Genomic DNA, 21,206 nt, shown 5'->3' on the forward strand with positions numbered 1-21,206 from the left:
TGGCGTACGTTACCTCGTCCGAGGTGAACGGTCTGGTCGGCCGTGCCTTGGGTCCGGCGTGGCTTGTTACCCGGAGGTAAAGTGTGGGCCATGACTTCAGCGCATGCGGACACCCCGCAGAACAAGCAACAGCACTCCGGCGACATCCCGGTCGAGGCACTGGCCGCGGCGGTCAACGAAGCCTTCAACTCCACCATGGATTCCCTCAAGAACCTGGTGTCCATCCCCGGCATTGCCTGGCCCAGTTTCGATCCCAAGGAACTCGATCGAAGCGCCGAGGCGGTCTCTTCCCTGGTCCAGGCTGCCGGCATGCCGGACGTCCGGATCCTGAGGTGCAGCAAAGCAGACGGTACCCCCGGCGGTCCTGCCGTCGTCGCCCGTCGACCCGCCGCAGACGGAAAGCCCACCATCCTGCTGTACGCCCACCACGACGTACAGCCGCCGGGGGACCGGGCCCTGTGGACCTCTGAACCCTTCGTGGCGGAAGAACGCGACGGGCGCCTGTACGGACGCGGCGCTGCCGATGACAAAGCGGGCATCATGGCACACCTGGCGGCCTACAGCGTTGTCAGTGAAGTCCTCGGCGAAAAATTCGGTCTCGGCGTGACCTTCTTCTTCGAGGGCGAGGAAGAAGCCGGCTCGCCGACCTTCCGCGCTTTCCTGGAAGAACATCAGGAGCTTCTCCGATCGGATGTCATCGTGGTGGCCGATTCGAGCAACTGGAAAGTGGGAGTTCCCGCCCTGACCACCAGCCTCCGCGGCCTGGTGGATGGCACGTTCGAAGTCCGTGTCCTGGACCATGCCGTCCACTCGGGCATGTTCGGCGGTCCGGTCCTGGACGCCCCTACGCTTCTGTCGCGGCTTATCGCCACCCTGCACGACGACGACGGCAATGTGGCAGTCGCCGGGCTGGTGGGACGTGATGACGTGGTGGTCGACCTCACCGAAGAGGACTACCGCGCCGATGCTTCAGTGCTCGACGGCGTTCGGCTCGCCGGCGGCGGGACTATCGGTTCGCGCCTCTGGACCAAGCCCGCGCTTTCCATCATCGGCATGGATGTACCGTCCGTCGATGTCGCCTCCAACACGTTGATTCCGGCGGCACGGGCCAAATTCAGCATGCGCCTTGCTCCCGGGCAGGACCCCGAGGCCGCCATGGACGCTTTGAAGAACCACGTTGAATCGAACGCACCATTCGGAGCCAAGGTGACGTTTACGCCGGGGGAGCGCGGCAATGCTTTCTCCACCGACACCTCATCATCCGCGGCCCGCGTCGCCTTGTGGGCCTTGGAACAGTCCTGGGGCGTCACGCCCGTTGAAATGGGAATCGGCGGATCCATTCCCTTCATTGCCGACCTCCTGGAAATGTATCCGGACGTCCAGATCCTGGTAACCGGGGTGGAAGATCCTGATTCCCGCGCGCACAGTGCCAACGAATCCCTGCACATCGGCGACTTCCGCCACGCAGTGTTGGCTGAAGCGTTGATGCTTGCGCGTCTGAACGCCGAGGGGCTGGGGGCTTAGTCCCAGTCCGGCCGGGAACAAGGAAATGCTGTCAGTGGTTACGTCTGGAGTTATAGCAAAGCGTCTGCGCGACGTAGCATTAGCTATAACCCGTATGTAATTGGGTAAGGGCAGGCAGCGTCCCGGCGCCGCCGCCAGAAGCTTCATAAGAAGGTAGGCCAATGAGCACTGCAACCAACGAAAACAGCACCGGAACACAGGTCGTCACCAATGACGAGCTGCCCACGCACGAGGTCAATCTGACCGACGTCGCAGCAGGCAAGGTCCGCAGCCTCCTCGAACAGGAAGGCCGCACCGATCTTCGGCTGCGCGTTGCAGTCCAGCCTGGCGGATGCTCCGGCTTGATCTACCAGCTCTACTTTGACGAGCGGATGCTCGACGGAGACGCTGTGCGTGACTACGACGGTGTCGAGGTCATCGTGGACAAGATGAGTGTTCCTTACCTCAGCGGTGCAAGCATCGACTTTGAAGACACCATTTCGAAGCAGGGCTTCACCATTGACAACCCGAACGCCGGCGGGTCTTGCGCCTGCGGTGATTCGTTCCACTGATGTGAGCCATCGCCGCATGTCGGCGCCCCTCCGGGCCGCTTTGAAAGCGTTCGGAGCCACGGCGCTGACATGTGCGCGAAAACCGCCTGATAGCGGTAAGCTCTACATCGGGTAGTAAAACTTTTAGTGTGCCCGGTGAGCCTTCGGCCTGCCGGGAGACAGCAACAAGAGGAAGGGCCGTCTGTGAGTTCGCAGAACCGAACCGGCAGCCGACGCATAAAGATCACCTCGATCACTGGCTTGGCACTCGCCGGCGCGTTGGTTTTGACCGGATGTTCACCAGAGGTAGAGAAGGGTTGGCTGCCTACAGAGCGCGGCACGACCAACCACACTGACCGGATCATGGACCTCTGGGTCAACTCATGGATCGCCGCCTTGGCAGTCGGTATCATCACGTGGGGCCTCCTGGTCTGGTGCATCATTGCTTACCGTCGCCGTAAGGGCACCACGGGATTCCCCAAGCAGCTCAGCTACAACCTGCCGCTCGAGGTCTTCTACTTGACCATCCCGCTGTTCATGGTGCTGGTGTTCTTCTACTTCACCGACCAGGACCAGCGCGCGATCGATGATCGCTCACAGCCTGCAGACGTCGTTGTTGATGTCCGCGGCAAGCAGTGGGCCTGGGACTTCAACTACAAGCAGGGCCAGGTCATTTCCGAGGACCTCCACGAAGCAGGCGTTCAGGCTCACCTGACGGGCGCCGAGGTGGACAAGGAACTGCTCCCCACCCTGTACTTGCCGGTTGGCAAGTCCGTGGACCTGGAGCTGAATTCCCGCGATGTCATTCACTCCTTCTGGGTTCCCGCCTTCCTTCAGAAGCGCGACATGATCCCCGGCAAGACGAACTACATCCGCTTCACTCCCACCAAGGAGGGCACCTTCGATGGAAAGTGCGCCGAACTCTGCGGTGAATATCACTCCGAAATGCTCTTCCGCGTCAAGGTTGTCTCCGAGTCTGAGTTCAAGGCCCACATGGACAAGCTCCGCCAGGATGGCAACACGGGCCTGCTCGGTGCGGAATACGACCGCAATCCGAACCTGAACGAAAAGTAAGGGGAGCGACGTGGCTACTTACACTCAATCCGCCGGGACCCTTGAGGCTCCCGTAGTTCCTAAATCCAAGGGACGCATTGTCGTCAACTGGATCACCTCCACGGACCACAAGACCATCGGGTACATGTACCTCATTGCGTCCTTCGTGTTCTTCTGCCTCGGCGGCGTCATGGCGCTCTTGATCCGTGCAGAACTGTTCGAGCCTGGCATGCAGATCCTGCAGACCAAAGAGCAGTACAACCAGATGTTCACGATGCACGGCACCGTGATGCTGCTCATGTTCGCAACTCCTCTATTCGCTGGCTTCGCCAACGTCATCATGCCGTTGCAGATCGGTGCCCCGGACGTTGCGTTCCCGCGACTGAACGCCCTGGCATTCTGGTTCTTCCTCTTCGGCTCCACCATCGCCGTGTCCGGCTTCATCACCCCGCAGGGTGCTGCAAGCTTCGGTTGGTTCGCCTATGCGCCGTTGTCGAACACGACATTCAGTCCGGGCGTCGGTGGTGACCTGTGGGTCTTCGGACTCGCTCTCTCCGGGTTCGGCACAATTCTTGGTGCCGTCAACTTCATCACCACCATCATCTGCATGCGCGCCCCGGGCATGACCATGTGGCGTATGCCGATCTTCACCTGGAACACCCTGGTGACGGCGATCCTTGTCCTCATGGCCTTCCCGCCGCTGGCTGCGGCCCTCTTTGCCCTCGGCGCTGACCGCCGCTTTGGTGCGCACATCTTCGATCCCGAAAACGGCGGTGCCGTCCTCTGGCAGCACCTGTTCTGGTTCTTCGGCCACCCCGAGGTGTACATCATCGCCCTGCCGTTCTTCGGCATCGTTTCCGAGATCTTCCCGGTCTTCAGCCGGAAGCCTATCTTCGGCTACAAGGGCCTTGTCTACGCCACGATTGCCATCGCAGCTCTGTCCGTGACCGTGTGGGCCCACCACATGTACGTGACCGGTTCCGTGCTGTTGCCGTTCTTCGCCTTCATGACCATGCTGATCGCAGTGCCGACGGGCGTGAAGTTCTTCAACTGGATCGGTACCTTGTGGCAAGGATCCATCACGTTCGAAACTCCAATGCTCTGGAGCATCGGCTTCCTGGTGACATTCCTCTTCGGTGGCCTGACGGGCATCATCCTGGCATCACCGCCGCTTGATTTCCATGTTTCCGACTCCTACTTCGTGGTTGCCCACTTCCACTACGTGGTGTTCGGTACAGTCGTATTCGCCATGTTCGCCGGCTTCTACTTCTGGTGGCCCAAGTGGACGGGCAAGATGCTGAACGAACGTCTCGGCAAGATCCACTTCTGGCTGCTGTTCCTCGGCTTCCACGGCACGTTCCTGATCCAGCACTGGTTGGGTGTTGAAGGTATGCCGCGTCGCTACGCCGACTACATGCCGCAGGATAACTTCACGTGGATGAACCAGTTCTCCACCATTTCCTCCTTCGTCCTCGGCGCGTCACTGCTTCCGTTCTTCTGGAACGTCTACATCACGTGGCGCAGCGACAAGAAGGTTGAAGTGGACGACCCGTGGGGCTTTGGTGCTTCGCTGGAGTGGGCTACTTCCTGCCCGCCGCCGCGCCACAACTTCACTTCCTTGCCCCGTATTCGCTCCGAACGCCCGGCCCTGGATCTCCACCACCCGGAGTTGGCCCAGGTGCACACCGCCGAGGCTCCGTCACCCGCAGCAGCAGTGCTGGGTAACGCCGACCAGAGGGACGTCAGCAAATGAAAATTGAATCATGGCTCTTCGGAGCCGGAGTCTTCTTCTTCGTACCCGTAGCAATTGCTTACGGCTTCCTCACCGAATGGTCCGAGTGGGTTGGCGTGCTCGGCATCCTGCTCGTTGGCGGCCTGGCAGGCATGATTGGTGCTTACCTTGGCTTTACCGGCAAGCGCGTCGGAATGCGCCCGGAGGACCGTCCTGACGCCGAGATCCACGAAGGCGCGGGGGAGCAGGGCCACTTCAGCCCCTGGAGCTGGTGGCCGCTGGTTCTCGGCCTGTCCTGTGCAGGTGGATTCCTCGGCCTGGCCGTAGGTTTCTGGGTGACCTACGTGGCCGGCGGCCTGGCCATCGTTGCCTTGATCGGCTGGGTCTTCGAATACAGCCGCGGCGACCACGCCCACTAGCAGTTACTGAATAGCAATAAGGATGGGCCCCACCGAAAGGTGGGGCCCATCCTTATTTGCTTATTCCGGGGTTTGTCCTTCGCGTCAGTCATCCATTTGTGATTGACGGCCTGTGTGGACTGTAGCCTCAGCGGGCCTCAGGAGCCTCCAGGACGGAGGAAAGAGCAGCCAGAGCACTACGAACCGTTGCGAGAGTTTGGGAGCCTGTAAGGGCATCGGGCGCGACCTCAAGCAAAACTTCGCAACCGTGGCCGAAGTCCTCTGTCATGACCTCAAGGAGTGAACGGGCGTCGACCGGCTTACCGTCTGTCTTCCGGATTGTCACCGGGAGTCCCGTCTGCGTGACGGCACGGACGAAAACTGCTGCTGCCCGGGCATGAAGGCCGATCTCAGCGGCTACTAAGGCTTTCTGCTGCGGCAAGCCAGCTCCTTTGCTACGGCGGTTTTACTTCGCCACGAAATGATCCATACAAGAGTAGCCGCCGTCACGGAAGGGCGACCAGTCCAGTGTCCGCTGGTCTAGACCTGTTGATGTCTGACCTATCCTTGAAACATGACTCAATTGCTGGACTTCTGCCGTGGCTGACGCAGCCGGCATTGCTGGCGAGATTGACCGTTTCAGCAGCACGCCCATCTATATTCAACTGCGTGAAATCCTTCGGACGTTCATTGGGCAGTCGTGTCCACCGGGCTCGGCCCTTCCTTCCGAAAGGGATCTCGCGGAGCGTTTTGGCCTGGCACGCATGACTGTCCGACAAGCGATTGATGCGCTGGTCGGCGAAGAAGTCATTGAGCGTGTGGTTGGTTTGGGGACGTTCGTCAGGAAGCCGAAGCTGGACTTGCAGGTGAAACTGACGTCCTACAGTGAGGAAATGCAGCGACGCGGTATGGTCCCGGCCGCAAAGGTACTGAGCTTTGAGCAGATTGCAGCCAGCGCGTTTTTGGCCCGGGAACTTCAGCTCGACGAGGGAACACCCCTGGTTCGTTTCCGCCGTCTTCTCCTGGCGGATAACGAGCCCATGAGCGTGGATGAAAACTTCATTCCGGCACACCGTGTTCCAGGACTTCTCGATGAGGCCCCACCGACGTCGCTCTACAACGTGCTGAGCGAACGGTACGGGCTGGTCATGGAGTGGGGCGAGGACATGATTGAGGCAACAGCTGCGTCGCCCTCAACTGCCAGGTTGCTGAATGTTGACGTGGGATCGCCGCTGCTCAAGATCCAGCGCCATGCCTTCGTTGCGCGCGCCATGGTTGACTATTCCGTCTCCTACTACAGGGCGGACAGGTACAAGCTCTGGGTTCCCCTGCAGCGGCCTGGCGTGCGTCCTACGCGGAATTATGCGTCGGGATACCGGACCACCCAGTAGAGCTTGCCTGACGCGCCGTCGGGTGGGGATTATGGCTGGTGCCGTTGCAGGCTCCTTGCGCTGGTGCCGTTGCAGGCTCCTTGCCACGTCAACATAGTGTGCCGGAACATAGTCCGCCGGCCACAAGCGCACTTTGAAGGCCAAAAAAGAAGGGGCACAGTCCGCATGGACTGTGCCCCTTCTTTACGTTGAGGTCTGACCGTTAGTGGCTCAGGCTCTTTTGCTCGTCGCCGGCTTCGATGGCTTCGTGATGGCCATGCGAGTGTGCTGCTTCGAGTTCCGCAGGTGTTGCCGGAGCAACGCGGTCTTCGAAGAACCAGCGGGAAAGTGCCGCGCGGCGCTTTTCCTTACGGGTTACAACGCCATGCTCGTTCGGCTGCGCCGGCAGGGGAGCCGGTGACTCGAAGCCTACGAGCTTGTAGCGCTTGTACTCGTCCAGGGGTGCGTGGACTTCGATGAACTCACCGTGCGGGAGCCGGACAATGCGTCCGGTTTCGCGGCCGTGGAGTGCAATTTCGCGGTCCTTGCGCTGGAGAGCCAGTGCGATTCGCTTGGTAACGATGAAGGCGATGATCGGGCCGATGAAGAACAGCGTCCGCAACCAGTAGGTCACGTCGTTCAGTGAGACGTGGAAGTGGGTAGCGATAAGGTCCGAGCCTGCCGCTGCCCACATGACGCAGTACCAGGTGAAACCGGCTACACCGATCGCAGTGCGGGTGGGTGCATTGCGGGGACGGTCCAGAACGTGGTGCTCACGGTTGTCCTTGGTGACCCAGCGTTCGATCCACGGGTACATGAACAGAACGGTGAAGATGATCCCGGCAGGAACCAGGGCCGGAAGAAGCACGTTCAGGGTAAGCGTGTGTCCAAAGACGATCCACTCGAAGTGGAAGTTGTTGATGACACCCGGCATAAGGCGCAGGGCGCCGTCGACGAATCCGATGTACCAGTCGGGCTGGGTGCCGGCTGATACAGGGGAGGGGTCGTAAGGACCGTAGTTCCAAATCGGGTTGATGGTGAAAGCTGCCGCCATGAGCGCCAGAACACCGAACACGATGAAGAAGAAGCCGCCGGCCTTGGCCGCGTAAACCGGGCCGAGGGGGTAGCCGACGACGTTGCCGTCGTTGCGGCCGGGGCCGGGGTACTGCGTGTGCTTGTGAACAACCACCATGAAGAGGTGGATCACGATCATCAGGAGGATGAGCGCGGGCACCAGGAGGATGTGCAGCACGTACAGGCGGCCGATGATGGCCGTTCCCGGGAACTCCCCGCCGAAGAGGAAGAAGGAGATGTACGTTCCGATGACCGGAATCGACTTGATCACGCCGTCGATGATGCGCAGACCGTTACCGGAGAGCAAGTCATCGGGGAGGGAGTAGCCAGTGAAGCCGGCAGCCATGGCAAGGATAAGCAGGACGCCGCCCACAACCCAGTTCATTTCGCGGGGTTTGCGGAAAGCACCCGTGAAGAAGACGCGCAGCATGTGTACACCGAGGGATGCCACGAACAGCAGTGCTGCCCAGTGGTGGACCTGACGCATGAACAGACCGCCACGGACATCGAAGGAGATGTTCAGTGATGAGTTGTAGGCGACAGACATTTCGACGTTGTACAACGGCGTGTAGGAACCCTGGTAGTGGGTTTCTGCCATGGACGGATCGAAGAAGAAGGTCAGGAAGGTACCTGACATCAGCAGGATGACGAAGGAGTACAGCGCCACCTCACCGAACATGAACGACCAGTGGTCAGGGAAGACCTTCCGGCCGAACTCGCGCAGGATTCCGGAGCCGCCAACGCGCTCGTCTACGAAGTTGGTGAAACTACCAACCTTGGTCTTCGGAACGAAGGGGGCTTCAGCTGTTGATGAGGCGCTCATGCTCGTCACGCTCCCAGTAACTCGGTCCTACAGGTTCTCTGAAGTCGCTGGTAGCGACGAGGTAGCCCTCTGCATCAACCGCGATGGGCAGCTGGGGAAGCGGACGGCTGGCCGGCCCGAAGATGACCTTGCATTCCTGCGTGAGGTCAAAAGTGGACTGGTGGCACGGGCACAGAAGGTGGTGCGTCTGCTGCTCATAAAGAGCGACAGGGCATCCGACGTGCGTGCAGATCTTGGAGTAGGCAACGATTCCGTTGTAGCTCCAGCTCTCGCGTCCCTCGGAAGGATTCAGCGAGTTCGGGTCCAGGCGCATCAACAGGACGACGGCCTTGGCCTTTTCGTTCAACTTGCCCTCGTGGAGCTCATTGAGGCCCTCGGGGATGACGTGGAAGGCTGAACCGATGGTGACATCCGAGGCCTTGATGGGTGTGCCATCGGGGTCGCGGGTCAGGCGCTTGAGCTTGCCGCCCTCAGGAGCCCACATGGTGTGCGCCAGAGCTTTGTCCGGACGCGGACCCAAGTCGCCAAAGATGGCGAGAGCAGGCAGGGGAGCCAAAGCGACAGCACCAAGGAGTGTGTTGCGGATCAGCGGGCGGCGCTTGATGCCGGTTTCCTCGACGATGTCGTCGACGATGCGGACTGCTGCTTGGCGATCCTCTTCGGTACGGATAGCGTGGCGCTCTTCAGAGACTTCGTGGTCGGGCATCAGGGCCTTCGCCCAGTGCACGATGCCGGTGCCGATACCAAGCATTGCGAAGGCCGTGCCGAGACCCAAAAGAAGGTTCTGGGTGCGGATGGTTGCAATGGTGGTGTCGTCGCCAAGGTCAATGGCGAAGTACGCCACCAGGAAGACCAGCGTTCCGATGACGGAGGTGCCAAACAGAATGGCTACCTGACGCTCGGCGCGCTTTGCGGCTACCGGGTCCGTGTCAGCCAGGCGCAAACGATGCGGAGGAAGCCCAGGATCCTGGAACTTCTCCACCTCATTCTGACCAGCCGTAGCTACGGTGCCCGAGTGGTTCGGACTGCCGTCACTATGGTTGCCCATAATTCGCCTCATCCTTCTCTCGTTGTCTCGGCCGGGGCCGAGTTATTTTCAGTTTCAAACTGCTGATCGTGCAGCAGAAGTTTTTGTTGCTTCGCGATCAGGACGTGCGGGACGTCAGCCAGATCGTGAAAGCGATGATGACACCCAAACCGGCAACCCAGACGAACAGGCCTTCGGAGACCGGACCGAGGGACCCAAGGTCGGCGCCGCCCGGAGAACCATTGGCTTCAATGGTCTTCAGGAAGGTGATGATGTCGCGCTTGTCTTCGGGGGTGACGTTCGAGTCGTTGAACACGGGCATGTTCTGCGGGCCCGTGGCCATTGCCTCATAGATGTGCTGCGAGCTGACGCCTGCAAGAGCCGGAGCGAACTTGCCTCGTGTCAGGGCTCCACCCGCAGCTGCTGCGTTGTGGCACATGGCGCAGTTGACCCGGAAGAGTTCGCCACCCTTGGCAGCGTCTCCCTTGCCATCGAGGAGGTGCTCCTCGGGGATGGCCGGACCTGCGCCGAGGGATGCAACGTAGGCAGAAAGCTGCTTGGTCTGCTCTTCATTGAACTGGGCGGGCTTCTGCTGGGCCTGCGGGCCATTCATCTGCATGGGCATACGACCGGTACCAACCTGGAAGTCAACCGCAGCAGCACCAACACCGACCAGCGAGGGTCCGTCCTGGGTTCCGCTGGCACCCATGCCGTGGCAGGTGGCGCAGTTGGCGGCGAAAAGCTTGCCGCCCTCCTCTACGTCACTGGCGCTGTAGCTTGTGGTGTCGGCCTTGGCCTGGTTGACAGATGTGGCAACGGCGTACAGCCCACCAGTGAGGAGGAGGCCCATCAATAGCAGCGCAATGGCTGCCAGTGGGTGACGTCGCTTCTGCGAGAGTGCCTTCACGTGGTGGTTCCTTTATTCGATCCTGCGTCGGCTCCGTGAGCCGCTTCTTGAAATTCTGCCTCTTGTAGAAAAAGAGTCAAGCCGGGCTTACTTGAGGACGTAGATGACCAGGAAGAGGCCAATCCAAACAACGTCAACGAAGTGCCAGTAGTACGAGGTGACGATTGCCGACGTCGCTTCAAAGTGTCCGAACTTCTTGGCCGCAAACGCACGACCGATGATGAAGAGGAAAGCGATCAGGCCGCCGATGACGTGGAGGCCGTGGAAGCCCGTGGTCATGTAGAAGGCGGAGCCATAGGCATTGGAGGACAGGGATACGTGCTCGGAAACGAGCATGGCGTATTCCGTCGTCTGCCCGGCAACGAAGAAGGCACCCATGATGAAGGTGAGGGTAAACCATTCGGTCATGCCCCAGCGGGTGAACTGCAAGAGCCCGCCGGTGCGGCGGGGTTCGAGCCGCTCGGCGGCAAAGACGCCCATCTGGCAAGTAAAGGAACTTGCCACAAGGACGATGGTGTTGACGAGCGCAAACGGGAAGTTGAGCTTGGCCGTCTCCTCGGCCCACATCAGTCCTGATGTGGAGCGCAGGGTGAAGTACATGGCAAAGAGGCCGGCGAAGAACATCAACTCACTGGACAGCCAAACAACGGTTCCAACAGAAACCAGGTTGGGGCGGTTCAGCGTCGGGTGCGCCGGGGTACTGGGGGCATGGGTCGCAGATGTCACAAGGACATTATGTCTGTAAAAGTCCAGAGTTCCCAATGCAAACCACCGATTCGGGAGACTTTTTCTACAAAGACGCGAAATCGCGCGGAAAAGTTCCCGGCGCGGTTCACATTGGTCATCGGCGTGGCTGGCTCGATAGCATCAGGGAGTGACTTCTCCGGCATCGGCACCTGCAGCCAGCAATACCTGGCCAGGGCTCATCTCAGCACTGATCAACGGCGACGACCTTGCAGTGGGCAACACAGAGTGGGCCATGAACACGATCATGTCCGGAGAAGCTACTCCATCTCAGATCGCCGGCTTCCTTGTAGCACTGCGGGCCAAGGGCGAGACTGTGGAGGAGCTTGCCGGCTTGGTCGAAGCCATGGTCCAGCATGCCAATCCGATTTCGATCTCGGGCGAAAAGCTCGACATTGTCGGAACCGGTGGGGACCGGCTCAACACTGTGAATATTTCCACGATGGCCGCCCTGGTTGCCGCCGGTGCCGGAGCCAAGGTTGTGAAGCACGGCAACCGTGCTGCTTCATCGACGTCGGGCTCGGCTGATGTCCTGGAGGCGCTCGGGGTTCGACTGGATCTTTCGATCGACCAGGTGGCGCGCAACGCTGAAGAAGCCGGCATCACGTTCTGTTTTGCCCAGGTTTTCCACCCATCGTTCAGGCACACGGCTGTGCCTCGACGGGAACTGGCCGTTCCTACAGCGTTTAACTTTTTGGGTCCCATGACCAACCCCGCGCATGTCCAGGCATCCGCTGTGGGCGTGGCGAACGCGCGGATGGCGCCCCTTGTTGCCGGCGTCCTGGCCCGGCGTGGAAGCCGCGGCCTGGTGTTCCGCGGAGATGATGGGCTCGATGAACTCACGCCGACGGGACCATCCACGGTGTGGGAGATCAGGGATGGCTCCGTGACCGAACAGGTGTTCACTCCTGCGGAGCTCGGCATCAAACCGTCCACCGTGGCGGACCTTCGTGGCGGGGATGCCACAGTGAATGCAGGCGTCGTCCGTGAAGTGCTCGACGGCAAGCGCGGTCCTGTTAGGGACGCTGTGCTCCTCAATGCGGCTGCAGGTTTGGTGGCCTTCGACCTCCACGCTGACGGCAGCCTTTTGGACCGGATGCGGGCTGCTCTCGGCAGGGCGACTGAGTCGATCGATTCCGGTTTGGCTGCTGGAGTGCTGGCCAAATGGACGGCCCTGAGCCGAAGCTGATTCGGGTCACATTCCTGGCTGACGCACGCTCAGGGTTTATTCAAAGCCGAGGGCAAATGCGGCATCGAGGTCGTGCTGTGAGTAGGCGCGGAAGGCGATATGCGTGGTGGTATGGACCACTGAGGGCACCTTGGACAGGCGATCGGCAATGACGTCTGCCAGATCCTCGTGCTTGGACACCCGTGCAACAGCGATGAGGTCCCATTCGCCGGTGACTGAATAGACCTCGCTGATGCCTTGAATGGCCGAAATTTGCTCGGCCGTTTCCGGGATGCGTGAGGCATCGGTCTTGATCAGGACAAAAGCGGTGATCACGTAGGGCCTTTCCGGAAAAGCATCGTTGCGGACGCTTCCCAGCCTAGTGCATCCACTCCCTGAACGATCGGTTCACGCTCGGCGTTGCCGCCTTGCCGATACCCGACGAACCAAAGCAATCACTGCTCGGAAGCCGAGCAGGAAAACGCCCAGGCTGATCAGTGCCACAATGACAAAAGGCAGGACCACGGTCTGCCCTGTTGCGGCCCTCAACAGCATGCCGACGATCACAGCTGCGAGCCACACGGCCATCCCGGACGGCCAGATGGCGAACGGCGCACGCCACACGCGCAGGACCAGCCAACCAAGTAATGCGCCGGCCAGGAAAGGCCAGGCTGTCATGAAGGCGCCGGAGACTATGTCTCCGCGGGCATGGGCATCGCGGCCGATGGCAGCGAAGGCGAGTATCAGCACAAGGTCGCCTGCTGCGGCTGCAAGCCAGGTTTTCGAGGGTGAAGGCATGATCCTGACAATATCGGGATCAATGGCCCACCGCGAAGTCGCAGGAATCCGCTGGGCTATTGCGGATAGTGCGCCCTGCAGCCACGATGACTGACAGGGGCCAGAACGCCCCGCTTTGGAGGACGAATGAAATTGCTCCAGGTGGCCCAGCATGCCGATGACCTGCAACGGGCAGCTGCCTTTTACGCTGCATTGTTGGGCTCTGAACCCAGGGCGCTTTTCGACCCTCCCGGCCTCCTGTTTTTCGACGTGGGCGGTGTTCGGCTTCTCTTGGAGAAGGCCGCGCCTTCGTCGCTTCTGTATCTGGAGGTGGGTGACCTCCACGGTTTGGTGTCAGGTCTCAAGGCCCGCGGTGTCCGGGTCATTGCCGAACCCCACATGATTTTCGCCCACGAGGACGACCTTTTAGGCCCCGCAGAGTCTGAGGAGTGGATGGCGTTCATCGAGGACAGTGAGGGCAATGCTGTCGGGCTGGTCAGCCGGGTCAGGCCGTTGGGCGACTGACCGGTTTTGCTGGTGCGCCGCTGGTTTGCTGGTGCGCCGCCGGCGCGGTGGGACCCACGACCCTGTCTCCACCCGCCGTCGGGCATTGTTTGAGCGAAACGGGACCACTAGCCTCGTGTGGGGACGCCCGGTTCCCGAGACCTTTGGAGGGCTGGCAGGATGCAGAAGATATCCACATGTTTGTGGTTCGAGAGCGAAGCGGGGGAGGCCGCGGAGTTCTACACATCGACGTTCGACAATTCGTCCCTGGGGCAGTCAATGGCAGGTCCCGACGGCACGGTCATCATGGTGGATTTCGAAGTTGAAGGCCGGCAGTTCATGGCATTGAACGGGAGGCCTGGCTTCGGGTTCAACGAGGGGGTGTCCCTGGTGGTGAACTGCGAGAACCAAAATGAGGTGGACCGGTACTGGGACGCGCTGGTCGATGGGGGAGAGGAGGGCCGGTGCGGGTGGCTGAAGGACAAGTTTGGCGTCTCCTGGCAAATCATCCCGACCGCAATGCCCGAGTTCTTGAACGGACCGGACGAGGCCGGATCCCGCCGTGCCATGGAGGCCATGATGAAGATGGGCAAACTGGATCTGGCGGTGCTGAAAAGGGCTTACGACGGCGACTGAAAAGTTTGGGGGACAGGCGCCATGGGGCGCTGTTAGCATGGCCGCACGGTGACGTGCGCACCGACCACAATCATGAGGAGAACAGACTGATGACAACCCGCCTCAATCCGTACATCTCGTTCCGGGATAATGCCCGGGACGCGATCAATTTTTACGAATCCGTCTTCGGCGGCGAAAAGACCCTCAGCACCTTCGGGGACTATCAGGCCAGCCAGGATCCGGCAGAAGCCGACAAGGTCATGCACGCCCAGTTGACGACGCCGAACGGCCTGACGCTGATGGCGGCAGATACGCCCAACGGCATGGAATACAACCCGGGCAACAATATGTCTGTCTCCTTGAGCGGCGAAGCAGCGGACGAACCGGAACTGCGCGGCTATTGGGACAAGCTGGTCGACGGCGGCACCGTCGCCATGCCGCTCGAGAGCGCACCGTGGGGCGACACCTTCGGTATGTGCGTCGACAAGTTCGGCATCGCATGGCTGGTCAACATCGCAGGGGAGCAACAGGCCCAGTAACACCACTCGAATGCCTGCTGCGGCTATGGCATAGGAGGCCAACACAGGATGCCCGTCCGGGTTACCGGACGGGCATCCTTTTTGATTGCTGCTCCGGACAAGACTGACTCGCTTGTCACATAGTAAGTTGATAATGTCATAACAGACTCAGTACGGTCATAAATGAGATAACACTGTCAAGTAAATAACGCGCTAACTTCCTGTAACTGGGGCACTTGAAGCTTGTTTGGGTAGTCGCACGATGATACCGTTTCGCTGGCTGGACATATGGGGGATTCGGCAAAGCATTTGGGTAAAACTTTTACAGGCCCAATCATCACTTGAATTTCTTCATTCACCCAGGGGAAGCAAATGAAAAGAACTATTGCAACAATTGTGCTCGCAGGAACTGTCATGTTTGCTGGAGCCACGTCCGCCATGGCCAGTACCTACCCAGCGCCCGGCGATGAACAGGGAACCGTTTCGGACGGCACAATCGATCGTGGGGAAACGATCACTTTTTCCGGCAGCGGATACGTCCCAGGCGAGACCGTCAACATCACTTTTGAGAAGAGAGGTGGCCCGCGGGGGAGCGCCCCAGCCAATTTCAGCGTCATTGCCGACGGTAACGGCGCTATCTCGGCCAACATCACCTTTGAAGACGCCGGCAGCTACACGATCGCGGCCGTAGGCACCAAGTCCGGAAATGTTCGCTCGGCCCGGGTCGCCGTGAACAACGGCAATCACGGGCGCGGAAACAACGGCAACGGCAAGGGTGGTTCCGACTTCGTCGCCGTCTCCAGTGTTACCGATGCCGGGACAGTGGTCGGTGCGGCGGGCGCTGGTGCTGACTCCGGCATGGTCATATGGGGGCTGGTTGGTGGCGGCGTCCTGGCGGCAGGCACGGCTTCCGTGGTGGTCGCGCGTCGCCGGGCTGGTACCGGCGCGACAGACTAGAAGACTTTCATGACGCAGGGTGGGTGTTCCTCGAGGGTCACCCACCCTGCTCACTTTCTATTTTGGATCTAATTCCCACTTTTTGATTCTATTAATGCGTTCGTGCGAAGGCCCTTGGTGCACACTCTTAATTATTACTGATTCCGTCAATATGACCGGACGACTGTAGTGCCGTGCGAACCTGTGGTTGCCCAGCGTCGACTCAATGCGGCGCCTGGTGTCCCTGAACTTATGGTGGAACGGCCCGCTCAGTCCGCTTGCCACGAAGTCTATGAAAGGGCGTAACGGTAACTCCGGAGGTGCGGCACAGGCGCGATGATCGGAGTCGGCGGGGAGTGGAGAATCGTGGTCTTGCCGGACCCTCAGAGTGCTTACTTTACATAATGTAGATTATCGGCGTTAATGATGGGCTGATGGAAGTAGTTGAGGACGTCGCCAATGATGGCCTCTGAAACTGGTTTGTTCCGGGGCAAAAACTTCTCTAGATCCATTGGCCTTCCGCCAGCTCAGACCAGAAATCCACACGATGGCTGGGTGATTTTCGGTCGGGAATATTGAAGAACTCGCTTTGGAAGTCGGCGGCAAGATCGCTGCCGTAGTAGATCACATCGGCTTGATGCACGGAAAAGACAGGGCTGCCGGCGGGCGCAGGAGCTGCCGGCATGAAACGGTGCGAATAGATCGGAATCAGGGTTGCCACGGCGTCCAACTGCTCACGCGCTGTCTGAACGGCTTCCCGGACGTCAGGCGGCCGTTCGCCCCATCTCTCGGGCCAGAAAGCGTTCTCCCGAACGTCAAACAAAACGCCATCCCGGGGCCAGTCGAGCCTCTTCTGAATCCCAGTGGCATCGCCCAGCCAGTCAACCCATTCCGGGCCGATAGGCATAGCCAGGCTCAGAAACTGCGCATGATCAGGACTGAATTCGAACGAAAACCGGTCTTCAATCTCTTCGATTCGCCATGGTGATAGACCGGGAGCCAGCGGAACCTTGGCTGCGTATAGGACCTCTATGGCGGTTTCAACAATGGAACTTACACCATGAATCTAGCCGGTAGGACTACGGGCCCCATGCGGACGCCCGCCGCACGTCTGGGATGGGGAACCATCCACGCACTGAACTCGCACCCGTGGACATGGTCTATGGGGCCGGGTACTCCCCCGGAAACCTCGAACGATACGACACGAACTCAGCCGCCTACGCCCGCAAACCTCCACGGTGCTCCCCTAGCCGGCCTTGGCCCATTGGGAAGTGGTTTCCGAATGCCTGTCTGCAACACAAACTCCGATACTGCTCCACTAATCCTTTGGCGGTATTGCTGTGGTGACGTTGAGGAGATAAGTACGGTGGAAAGACAGCTGGTCGGAGACATTCTGCACATCGGGGTGTTGGTTCCCTGATGACTCGAGTTCTGGAATCAGGTCCACGAAACCATCTATGGGTTCGGCTCAGTGAATCTGTGGGTGCGTTGCTATGGCTGTTGTGGCGGCCGTCGTCCGTAACGATTCTCTTGGCATTGCTGGCGTTGCTGTTTCGCGTCTACGGCGTCCAGCAAGCCAATGATGTCTTCATTGACGAAGTGACGTACGCCGAGATGGCCCGGCAGATGGCAGACGGCCAACTTCCGTCCATCCTGGGGTCCCCATTCTTCCTTCATCCGCCCGGATCGTTTGCCCTCAATGCAGTCTTCATCCGGCTGTTTGGCCTGACGGGGACCTCGATGGATTTGGCGCTGCAGCTGCGGTGGGTCAACGCAGTTCTGGGAGTCCTGACCGTTGTGGTCTGTGTTGTGGTGGTGCGTCGCCTGGTAGGTCTGGCTCCCGCAGTGTTCGCCGGAGCCATCCTTGCAAGTGATCCGTTTGTCCTCCGGATGGATGGCCGATTGATGATGGAGACACCCGCGGGATTGGCCGTGCTCACAGGGTGGCTGATAGTCCTGCAGGCTTTGGGTCAATCGCCAGGTCGCCGGCGTGTGCTGCTGGAAGTCGCCGGTGGATTGGTCTTTGGACTGGCGTTGGTCACCAAGGACATGACGGTTATGTTCACAGTGGTTCCAATGCTGGCAGCCGTGCTGTGGCGCCGCTCGCTTCAGCCGCTGACTGCCGTGAGAGTGATTGCCTGCACCCTGGTCCCCTACCTGGTGTATCTCAGTGTGATTACGTCCGCAGGGTTGCTTCCTGACTTCGTGGACCAGAAGGCGGTAGGCGTGCTCAGGATTACTGGCGCCATGCAAATGACTGGCTTCAACTCAGTGACTGGTACGGACCTGGTTGGACGTCTGGTGGAACTCTCCGATCGCTTCGGCACCAGTTACATACTCCTGGCACTCTCGGTGGTTTCGGGCGCGCTGGCCGCCACGTCGCGGGTCCACATTCGCCGCGTTGTTGGTTTGTACTCGTTGATCAGCGGACTTGTTGGCACATATTCAGTGCTCTTCGGGGCCGCCGAGGAGCAGTTTGGCTATTGCGTGGTGCTGGCAGCCGTTGTTTCGACTCCAGTTGCCGCATTAATGGTGCTCGAACGGCGATACTCCGCCCGACGCCTTCTCGTCTCTGCAGCGGGTCTCATGACCGTCGTCAGCCTTGCCCTGGGGTTGCAGGCAAGGCTGGCTGTCGATGACGGGCTGCTGCGTGCACGTGACTTCCTGACCACCCGGCTGCCTCCCGACTCAAAAGTGGGGTTGACCACCGTAACAGGAGAATTCGCACTGCTGCCGCACGAAAGCTGGGAGGTCGCCCCTTCGCTGAAGTCACTGAGGGCCAAGGGTGCAGAATATGTGCTCACGCAGGGCAGGCAACTGCGCGAGGGCTACGGGTTCGCCGCTCCTGAGCTCATGGAATGGCTGCAGGCCAACGCCGAACCGGTCTACTCGTTCACTGGGGCGACCTCGGGCGACACAGTTGTCTGGCGCCTCGACCGATCGAAACTCGACGCGGCCGTAGAAGCCGGGCATACGATCCCTCCCGTAACTGGCGGGTATCCGTAGTACGGCAGGGCTGCGCCCAAGATCATCCGCCTACATAGGCGGCAAGGTGTTTGCCCGTCAGCGTTGCTTTTCCTGCCACAAGGTCAGCCGGCGTTCCCTCGAAAACTATCCTGCCGCCGTCGTGACCCGCTCCAGGCCCGAGGTCAATGATCCAGTCGGCGTGGGCCATGACTGCCTGGTGGTGTTCGATCACAATGACGGATTTCCCGGACTCGACCAAGCGGTCCAACATGCCCAGCAGGTTCTGGACGTCAGCCAGGTGCAAACCCGTGGTGGGCTCGTCGAGAATATAGATCTCGCCCTTCTCGGACATCTGCGTGGCCAGCTTGAGCCGCTGTCGTTCGCCACCGGACAACGTGGTCAATGGCTGCCCCAGCGTCAGGTAACCAAGTCCGACGTCGGCGAGCCGGTCCAGAATCTTGTGGGCGGCGGGCGTCCGCGCTTCTCCCTCGCTGAAGAAGCCTTCAGCCTCGTTGACCGACATTGCAAGCACTTCTGCAATATTGCGGTCCCCCAGCTTGTACTCCAGAACGGATGCCTGAAAGCGCTTTCCCTCGCATTCTTCACAAGTGGACTCCACAGTCGCCATGACCCCGAGATCCGTGTAGATAACGCCGGCACCGTTGCACGTCGGGCATGCGCCCTCGGAGTTCGAACTGAAGAGAGCAGGCTTCACTCCGTTGGCCTTGGCAAACGCCTTGCGGATTGGCTCAAGGAGGCCGGTGTAGGTGGCGGGGTTGCTCCTTCGGGACCCCCGGATGGCACCCTGATCGATGACCAGCACACCATCACGTTTGGCGACAGACCCGTGAATCAATGAGCTCTTCCCGGACCCAGCCACACCAGTCAGCACGCACAGGACACCGAGCGGAATATCCACGTCCACGTCCTGAAGGTTGTTGGTGGAAGCACCGCGGACTTCCAATTGTCCTTTTGCGCTACGGACGGTGGCTTTGAGGGAGGCGCGATCATCGAGATGATGCCCGGTAATGGTCTCACTCCCCCGCAGTCCGTCCAGGTCACCCTGGAAACACACCGTGCCGCCGCCGGTTCCAGCGCCCGGGCCAAGATCAATGATGTGGTCCGCAATCGCGATGGTTTCCGGCTTGTGTTCGACCACCAGCACGGTGTTGCCCTTGTCCCGCAGCTGGAGCAGCAACTGGTTCATGCGCTCAATGTCGTGTGGGTGCAGCCCGATGGTTGGCTCGTCGAACACATAGGTGATGTCGGTCAGGGACGAGCCCAGGTGCCGGATCATCTTGGTGCGCTGGGCCTCGCCGCCTGAGAGAGTCCCTGCCGGGCGGTCCAACGAAAGGTACCCCAAGCCGATGTCCGCGAAGGAGTCCAGGAGATGCTGGAGTCCTTTGAGCAGCGGTGCCACTGAAGGCTCATCGAGCTGGCGGATCCACTCAGCGAGGTCGCTGATCTGCATTGTGCACACGTCAGCTACGCTCTTGCCTTTGATCTTGGAAGACCTGGCCTCAGGGCTCAGCCTGGTGCCCTCGCATTCAGGACAGGTGGTGAACGTGATGGCCCTCTCCACAAACGCGCGGACGTGGGGCTGCAGAGCGTCAACATCCTTGGAAAGCATCGACTTTTGGATCTTCGGGATCACGCCCTCGTAGGTGAGGTTGATTCCCTCCACCTTGACCTTTGTGGGCTCCCGGTAAAGGAGGTCGTGGAGTTCCTTTTTGGTGAATTTGGCGATCGGCTTGTCCATGTTGAAGTAGCCGGTCCCGCTGAAGATGCGTCCGTACCAGCCGTCCATGCTGTAGCCGGGAATGGTGAGCGCACCTTCGCTGAGCGATTTGCTGTCATCGTAAAGAGCAGTGAGGTCGAAGTCGTTGACCGAGCCCATACCCTCGCAGCGTGAGCACATGCCGCCGAGGCGGTTGAAGGTAGCTTTCTCCGTCTTGGTCTTGCCTTCCCCGCGGTCAACGGTGATTGCCCCACTGGCCTTAACCGTGGGGACGTTGAAGGAGTATGCATTGGGAGATCCGATGTGGGGCTGTCCAAGGCGGCTGAAAAGAATGCGGAGCATGGCGTTTGCGTCAGTGGCGGTGCCCACCGTGGAACGGGGGTTGGAGCCCATACGCTCCTGGTCCACGATGATCGCCGTCGTCAGTCCTTCAAGAACGTCCACATCAGGCCTTGCCAAGGATGGCATGAAGCCCTGGACGAAGGCGCTGTAGGTCTCGTTGATCATTCGCTGCGATTCGGCAGCAATGGTGGCGAAAACCAAGGAGCTTTTGCCCGATCCCGAGACACCGGTGAACACCGTCAGCCGTCGCTTGGGAATTTCGACGCTGACATCCTTCAAATTGTTTTCGCGGGCGCCCTGGACCCTGATGAGGTCGTGGGTATCGGCAATGTTCATCACGGGCGATTGCGTGTCCGAACCGGCAGCAATAGTCATGGTTTCTCCGTCCGTTGGGCGACACAGTCCAACAGTCCCCCGTCGGCGTCGCCTGGCTCTCCTTGACCGACCTCGGTCAATACG

21 protein-coding genes are annotated in these 21,206 nt (G+C 60.1%); 12 read left to right on the plus strand and 9 right to left on the minus strand.

All coding sequences use genetic code 11. The features are described 5' to 3' along the window. The first annotated feature begins 90 nt into the window (after positions 1-90). The 5 genes from IEY62_RS11720 (at position 91) to IEY62_RS11740 (ending at position 5,258) form a co-directional block, all read left to right on the plus strand. On the plus strand, positions 91-1,524 hold the full coding sequence (locus tag IEY62_RS11720) for a dipeptidase (RefSeq protein WP_189017814.1): 1,434 nt from the start codon (positions 91-93) through the stop codon (positions 1,522-1,524). Positions 1,525-1,685: 161 nt separating this feature from the next. Continuing rightward, entirely contained in the window at positions 1,686-2,075 is a 390-nt protein-coding gene (locus IEY62_RS11725) for a HesB/IscA family protein (RefSeq protein ID WP_189017817.1), read from the plus strand. Positions 2,076-2,258: 183 nt separating this feature from the next. Then, entirely contained in the window at positions 2,259-3,128 is an 870-nt protein-coding gene (gene ctaC / locus IEY62_RS11730) for an aa3-type cytochrome oxidase subunit II (protein ID WP_018777685.1), read from the plus strand. A gap of 10 nt (positions 3,129-3,138) precedes the next feature. Further along, on the plus strand, positions 3,139-4,860 hold the full coding sequence (gene ctaD, locus IEY62_RS11735) for an aa3-type cytochrome oxidase subunit I (RefSeq protein ID WP_189017820.1): 1,722 nt from the start codon (positions 3,139-3,141) through the stop codon (positions 4,858-4,860). After that, the gene (locus IEY62_RS11740; RefSeq protein ID WP_189017823.1) at positions 4,857-5,258 is read left to right on the plus strand and encodes a cytochrome c oxidase subunit 4; all 402 of its coding nucleotides are present in this window, start codon (positions 4,857-4,859) and stop codon (positions 5,256-5,258) included. The genes ctaD and IEY62_RS11740 overlap by 4 nt, the downstream gene beginning before the upstream one ends. A 127-nt stretch (positions 5,259-5,385) precedes the next feature. Here IEY62_RS11740 and IEY62_RS11745 read toward each other — a convergent pair whose 3' ends face one another. Then, a complete protein-coding gene (locus tag IEY62_RS11745) occupies positions 5,386-5,679 on the minus strand; it encodes an HPr family phosphocarrier protein (protein ID WP_189017825.1) in 294 nt (97 codons plus the stop codon). 157 nt (positions 5,680-5,836) lie between these two features. Between IEY62_RS11745 and IEY62_RS11750 the strand changes: the two genes are divergently transcribed. Beyond that, entirely contained in the window at positions 5,837-6,628 is a 792-nt protein-coding gene (locus IEY62_RS11750) for a GntR family transcriptional regulator (RefSeq protein ID WP_189017828.1), read from the plus strand. A 202-nt stretch (positions 6,629-6,830) separates the two neighbouring features. On the opposite strand, the gene qcrB is transcribed toward IEY62_RS11750, so the two are convergent. The 4 genes from qcrB to ctaE all read right to left on the minus strand — a co-directional run bounded on the left by qcrB (position 6,831) and on the right by ctaE (position 11,164). Beyond that, on the minus strand, positions 6,831-8,504 hold the full coding sequence (gene qcrB / locus IEY62_RS11755) for a cytochrome bc1 complex cytochrome b subunit (protein WP_189017831.1): 1,674 nt from the start codon (positions 8,502-8,504) through the stop codon (positions 6,831-6,833). Beyond that, entirely contained in the window at positions 8,482-9,552 is a 1,071-nt protein-coding gene (gene qcrA, locus IEY62_RS11760; RefSeq protein ID WP_018777679.1) for a cytochrome bc1 complex Rieske iron-sulfur subunit, read from the minus strand. Before qcrA ends, qcrB begins: the two co-directional genes overlap by 23 nt. 97 nt (positions 9,553-9,649) lie before the next feature. Next, positions 9,650-10,438, minus strand: a complete 789-nt coding sequence (gene qcrC / locus IEY62_RS11765; protein WP_018777678.1) for a cytochrome bc1 complex diheme cytochrome c subunit — start codon at positions 10,436-10,438, stop codon at positions 9,650-9,652. Between the two features lie 87 nt (positions 10,439-10,525). Continuing rightward, entirely contained in the window at positions 10,526-11,164 is a 639-nt protein-coding gene (gene ctaE / locus IEY62_RS11770) for an aa3-type cytochrome oxidase subunit III (protein ID WP_079581410.1), read from the minus strand. A 148-nt stretch (positions 11,165-11,312) separates the two neighbouring features. On the opposite strand from ctaE, the gene trpD reads away from it, so the two are divergent. Then, on the plus strand, positions 11,313-12,371 hold the full coding sequence (trpD, locus tag IEY62_RS11775) for an anthranilate phosphoribosyltransferase (RefSeq protein ID WP_189017834.1): 1,059 nt from the start codon (positions 11,313-11,315) through the stop codon (positions 12,369-12,371). Positions 12,372-12,407: 36 nt separating this feature from the next. Here the strand turns inward: trpD and IEY62_RS11780 are convergent, their stop codons facing one another. After that, a complete protein-coding gene (locus tag IEY62_RS11780; RefSeq protein WP_018777675.1) occupies positions 12,408-12,686 on the minus strand; it encodes an Lrp/AsnC family transcriptional regulator in 279 nt (92 codons plus the stop codon). Positions 12,687-12,758: 72 nt separating this feature from the next. Next, positions 12,759-13,148 carry a DUF3054 domain-containing protein gene (locus tag IEY62_RS11785; protein ID WP_189017837.1) on the minus strand — a complete coding sequence of 130 codons (390 nt, stop codon included), beginning with the start codon at positions 13,146-13,148 and terminating at the stop codon, positions 12,759-12,761. 126 nt (positions 13,149-13,274) lie between these two features. Between IEY62_RS11785 and IEY62_RS11790 the strand changes: the two genes are divergently transcribed. From IEY62_RS11790 to IEY62_RS11805, 4 genes are all read left to right on the plus strand, one after another. Next, entirely contained in the window at positions 13,275-13,652 is a 378-nt protein-coding gene (locus IEY62_RS11790; protein ID WP_189017840.1) for a VOC family protein, read from the plus strand. A gap of 117 nt (positions 13,653-13,769) precedes the next feature. Then, positions 13,770-14,267 (plus strand): VOC family protein, encoded by a 498-nt coding sequence (locus IEY62_RS11795; RefSeq protein WP_308424487.1) that lies wholly within the window; start codon positions 13,770-13,772, stop codon positions 14,265-14,267. An 89-nt stretch (positions 14,268-14,356) separates the two neighbouring features. Further along, positions 14,357-14,785 carry a VOC family protein gene (locus IEY62_RS11800; RefSeq protein WP_189017842.1) on the plus strand — a complete coding sequence of 143 codons (429 nt, stop codon included), beginning with the start codon at positions 14,357-14,359 and terminating at the stop codon, positions 14,783-14,785. Positions 14,786-15,136: 351 nt separating this feature from the next. Then, on the plus strand, positions 15,137-15,721 hold the full coding sequence (locus IEY62_RS11805; protein ID WP_189017845.1) for an immunoglobulin domain-containing protein: 585 nt from the start codon (positions 15,137-15,139) through the stop codon (positions 15,719-15,721). Between the two features lie 481 nt (positions 15,722-16,202). Here the strand turns inward: IEY62_RS11805 and IEY62_RS11810 are convergent, their stop codons facing one another. Further along, complete coding sequence (locus IEY62_RS11810) at positions 16,203-16,421, minus strand: hypothetical protein (protein ID WP_189017848.1); 219 nt, start codon at positions 16,419-16,421, stop codon at positions 16,203-16,205. Positions 16,422-17,119: 698 nt separating this feature from the next. Here IEY62_RS11810 and IEY62_RS11815 point away from each other — a divergent pair. Next, complete coding sequence (locus tag IEY62_RS11815) at positions 17,120-18,706, plus strand: ArnT family glycosyltransferase (RefSeq protein WP_229785239.1); 1,587 nt, start codon at positions 17,120-17,122, stop codon at positions 18,704-18,706. 22 nt (positions 18,707-18,728) lie between these two features. Here the strand turns inward: IEY62_RS11815 and IEY62_RS11820 are convergent, their stop codons facing one another. Then, positions 18,729-21,122 (minus strand): ATP-binding cassette domain-containing protein, encoded by a 2,394-nt coding sequence (locus tag IEY62_RS11820; protein ID WP_189017851.1) that lies wholly within the window; start codon positions 21,120-21,122, stop codon positions 18,729-18,731. Positions 21,123-21,206: the final 84 nt, after the last annotated feature.

Source organism: Paenarthrobacter histidinolovorans, from assembly GCF_014647595.1.
GTDB lineage: Bacteria > Actinomycetota > Actinomycetes > Actinomycetales > Micrococcaceae > Arthrobacter > Arthrobacter histidinolovorans.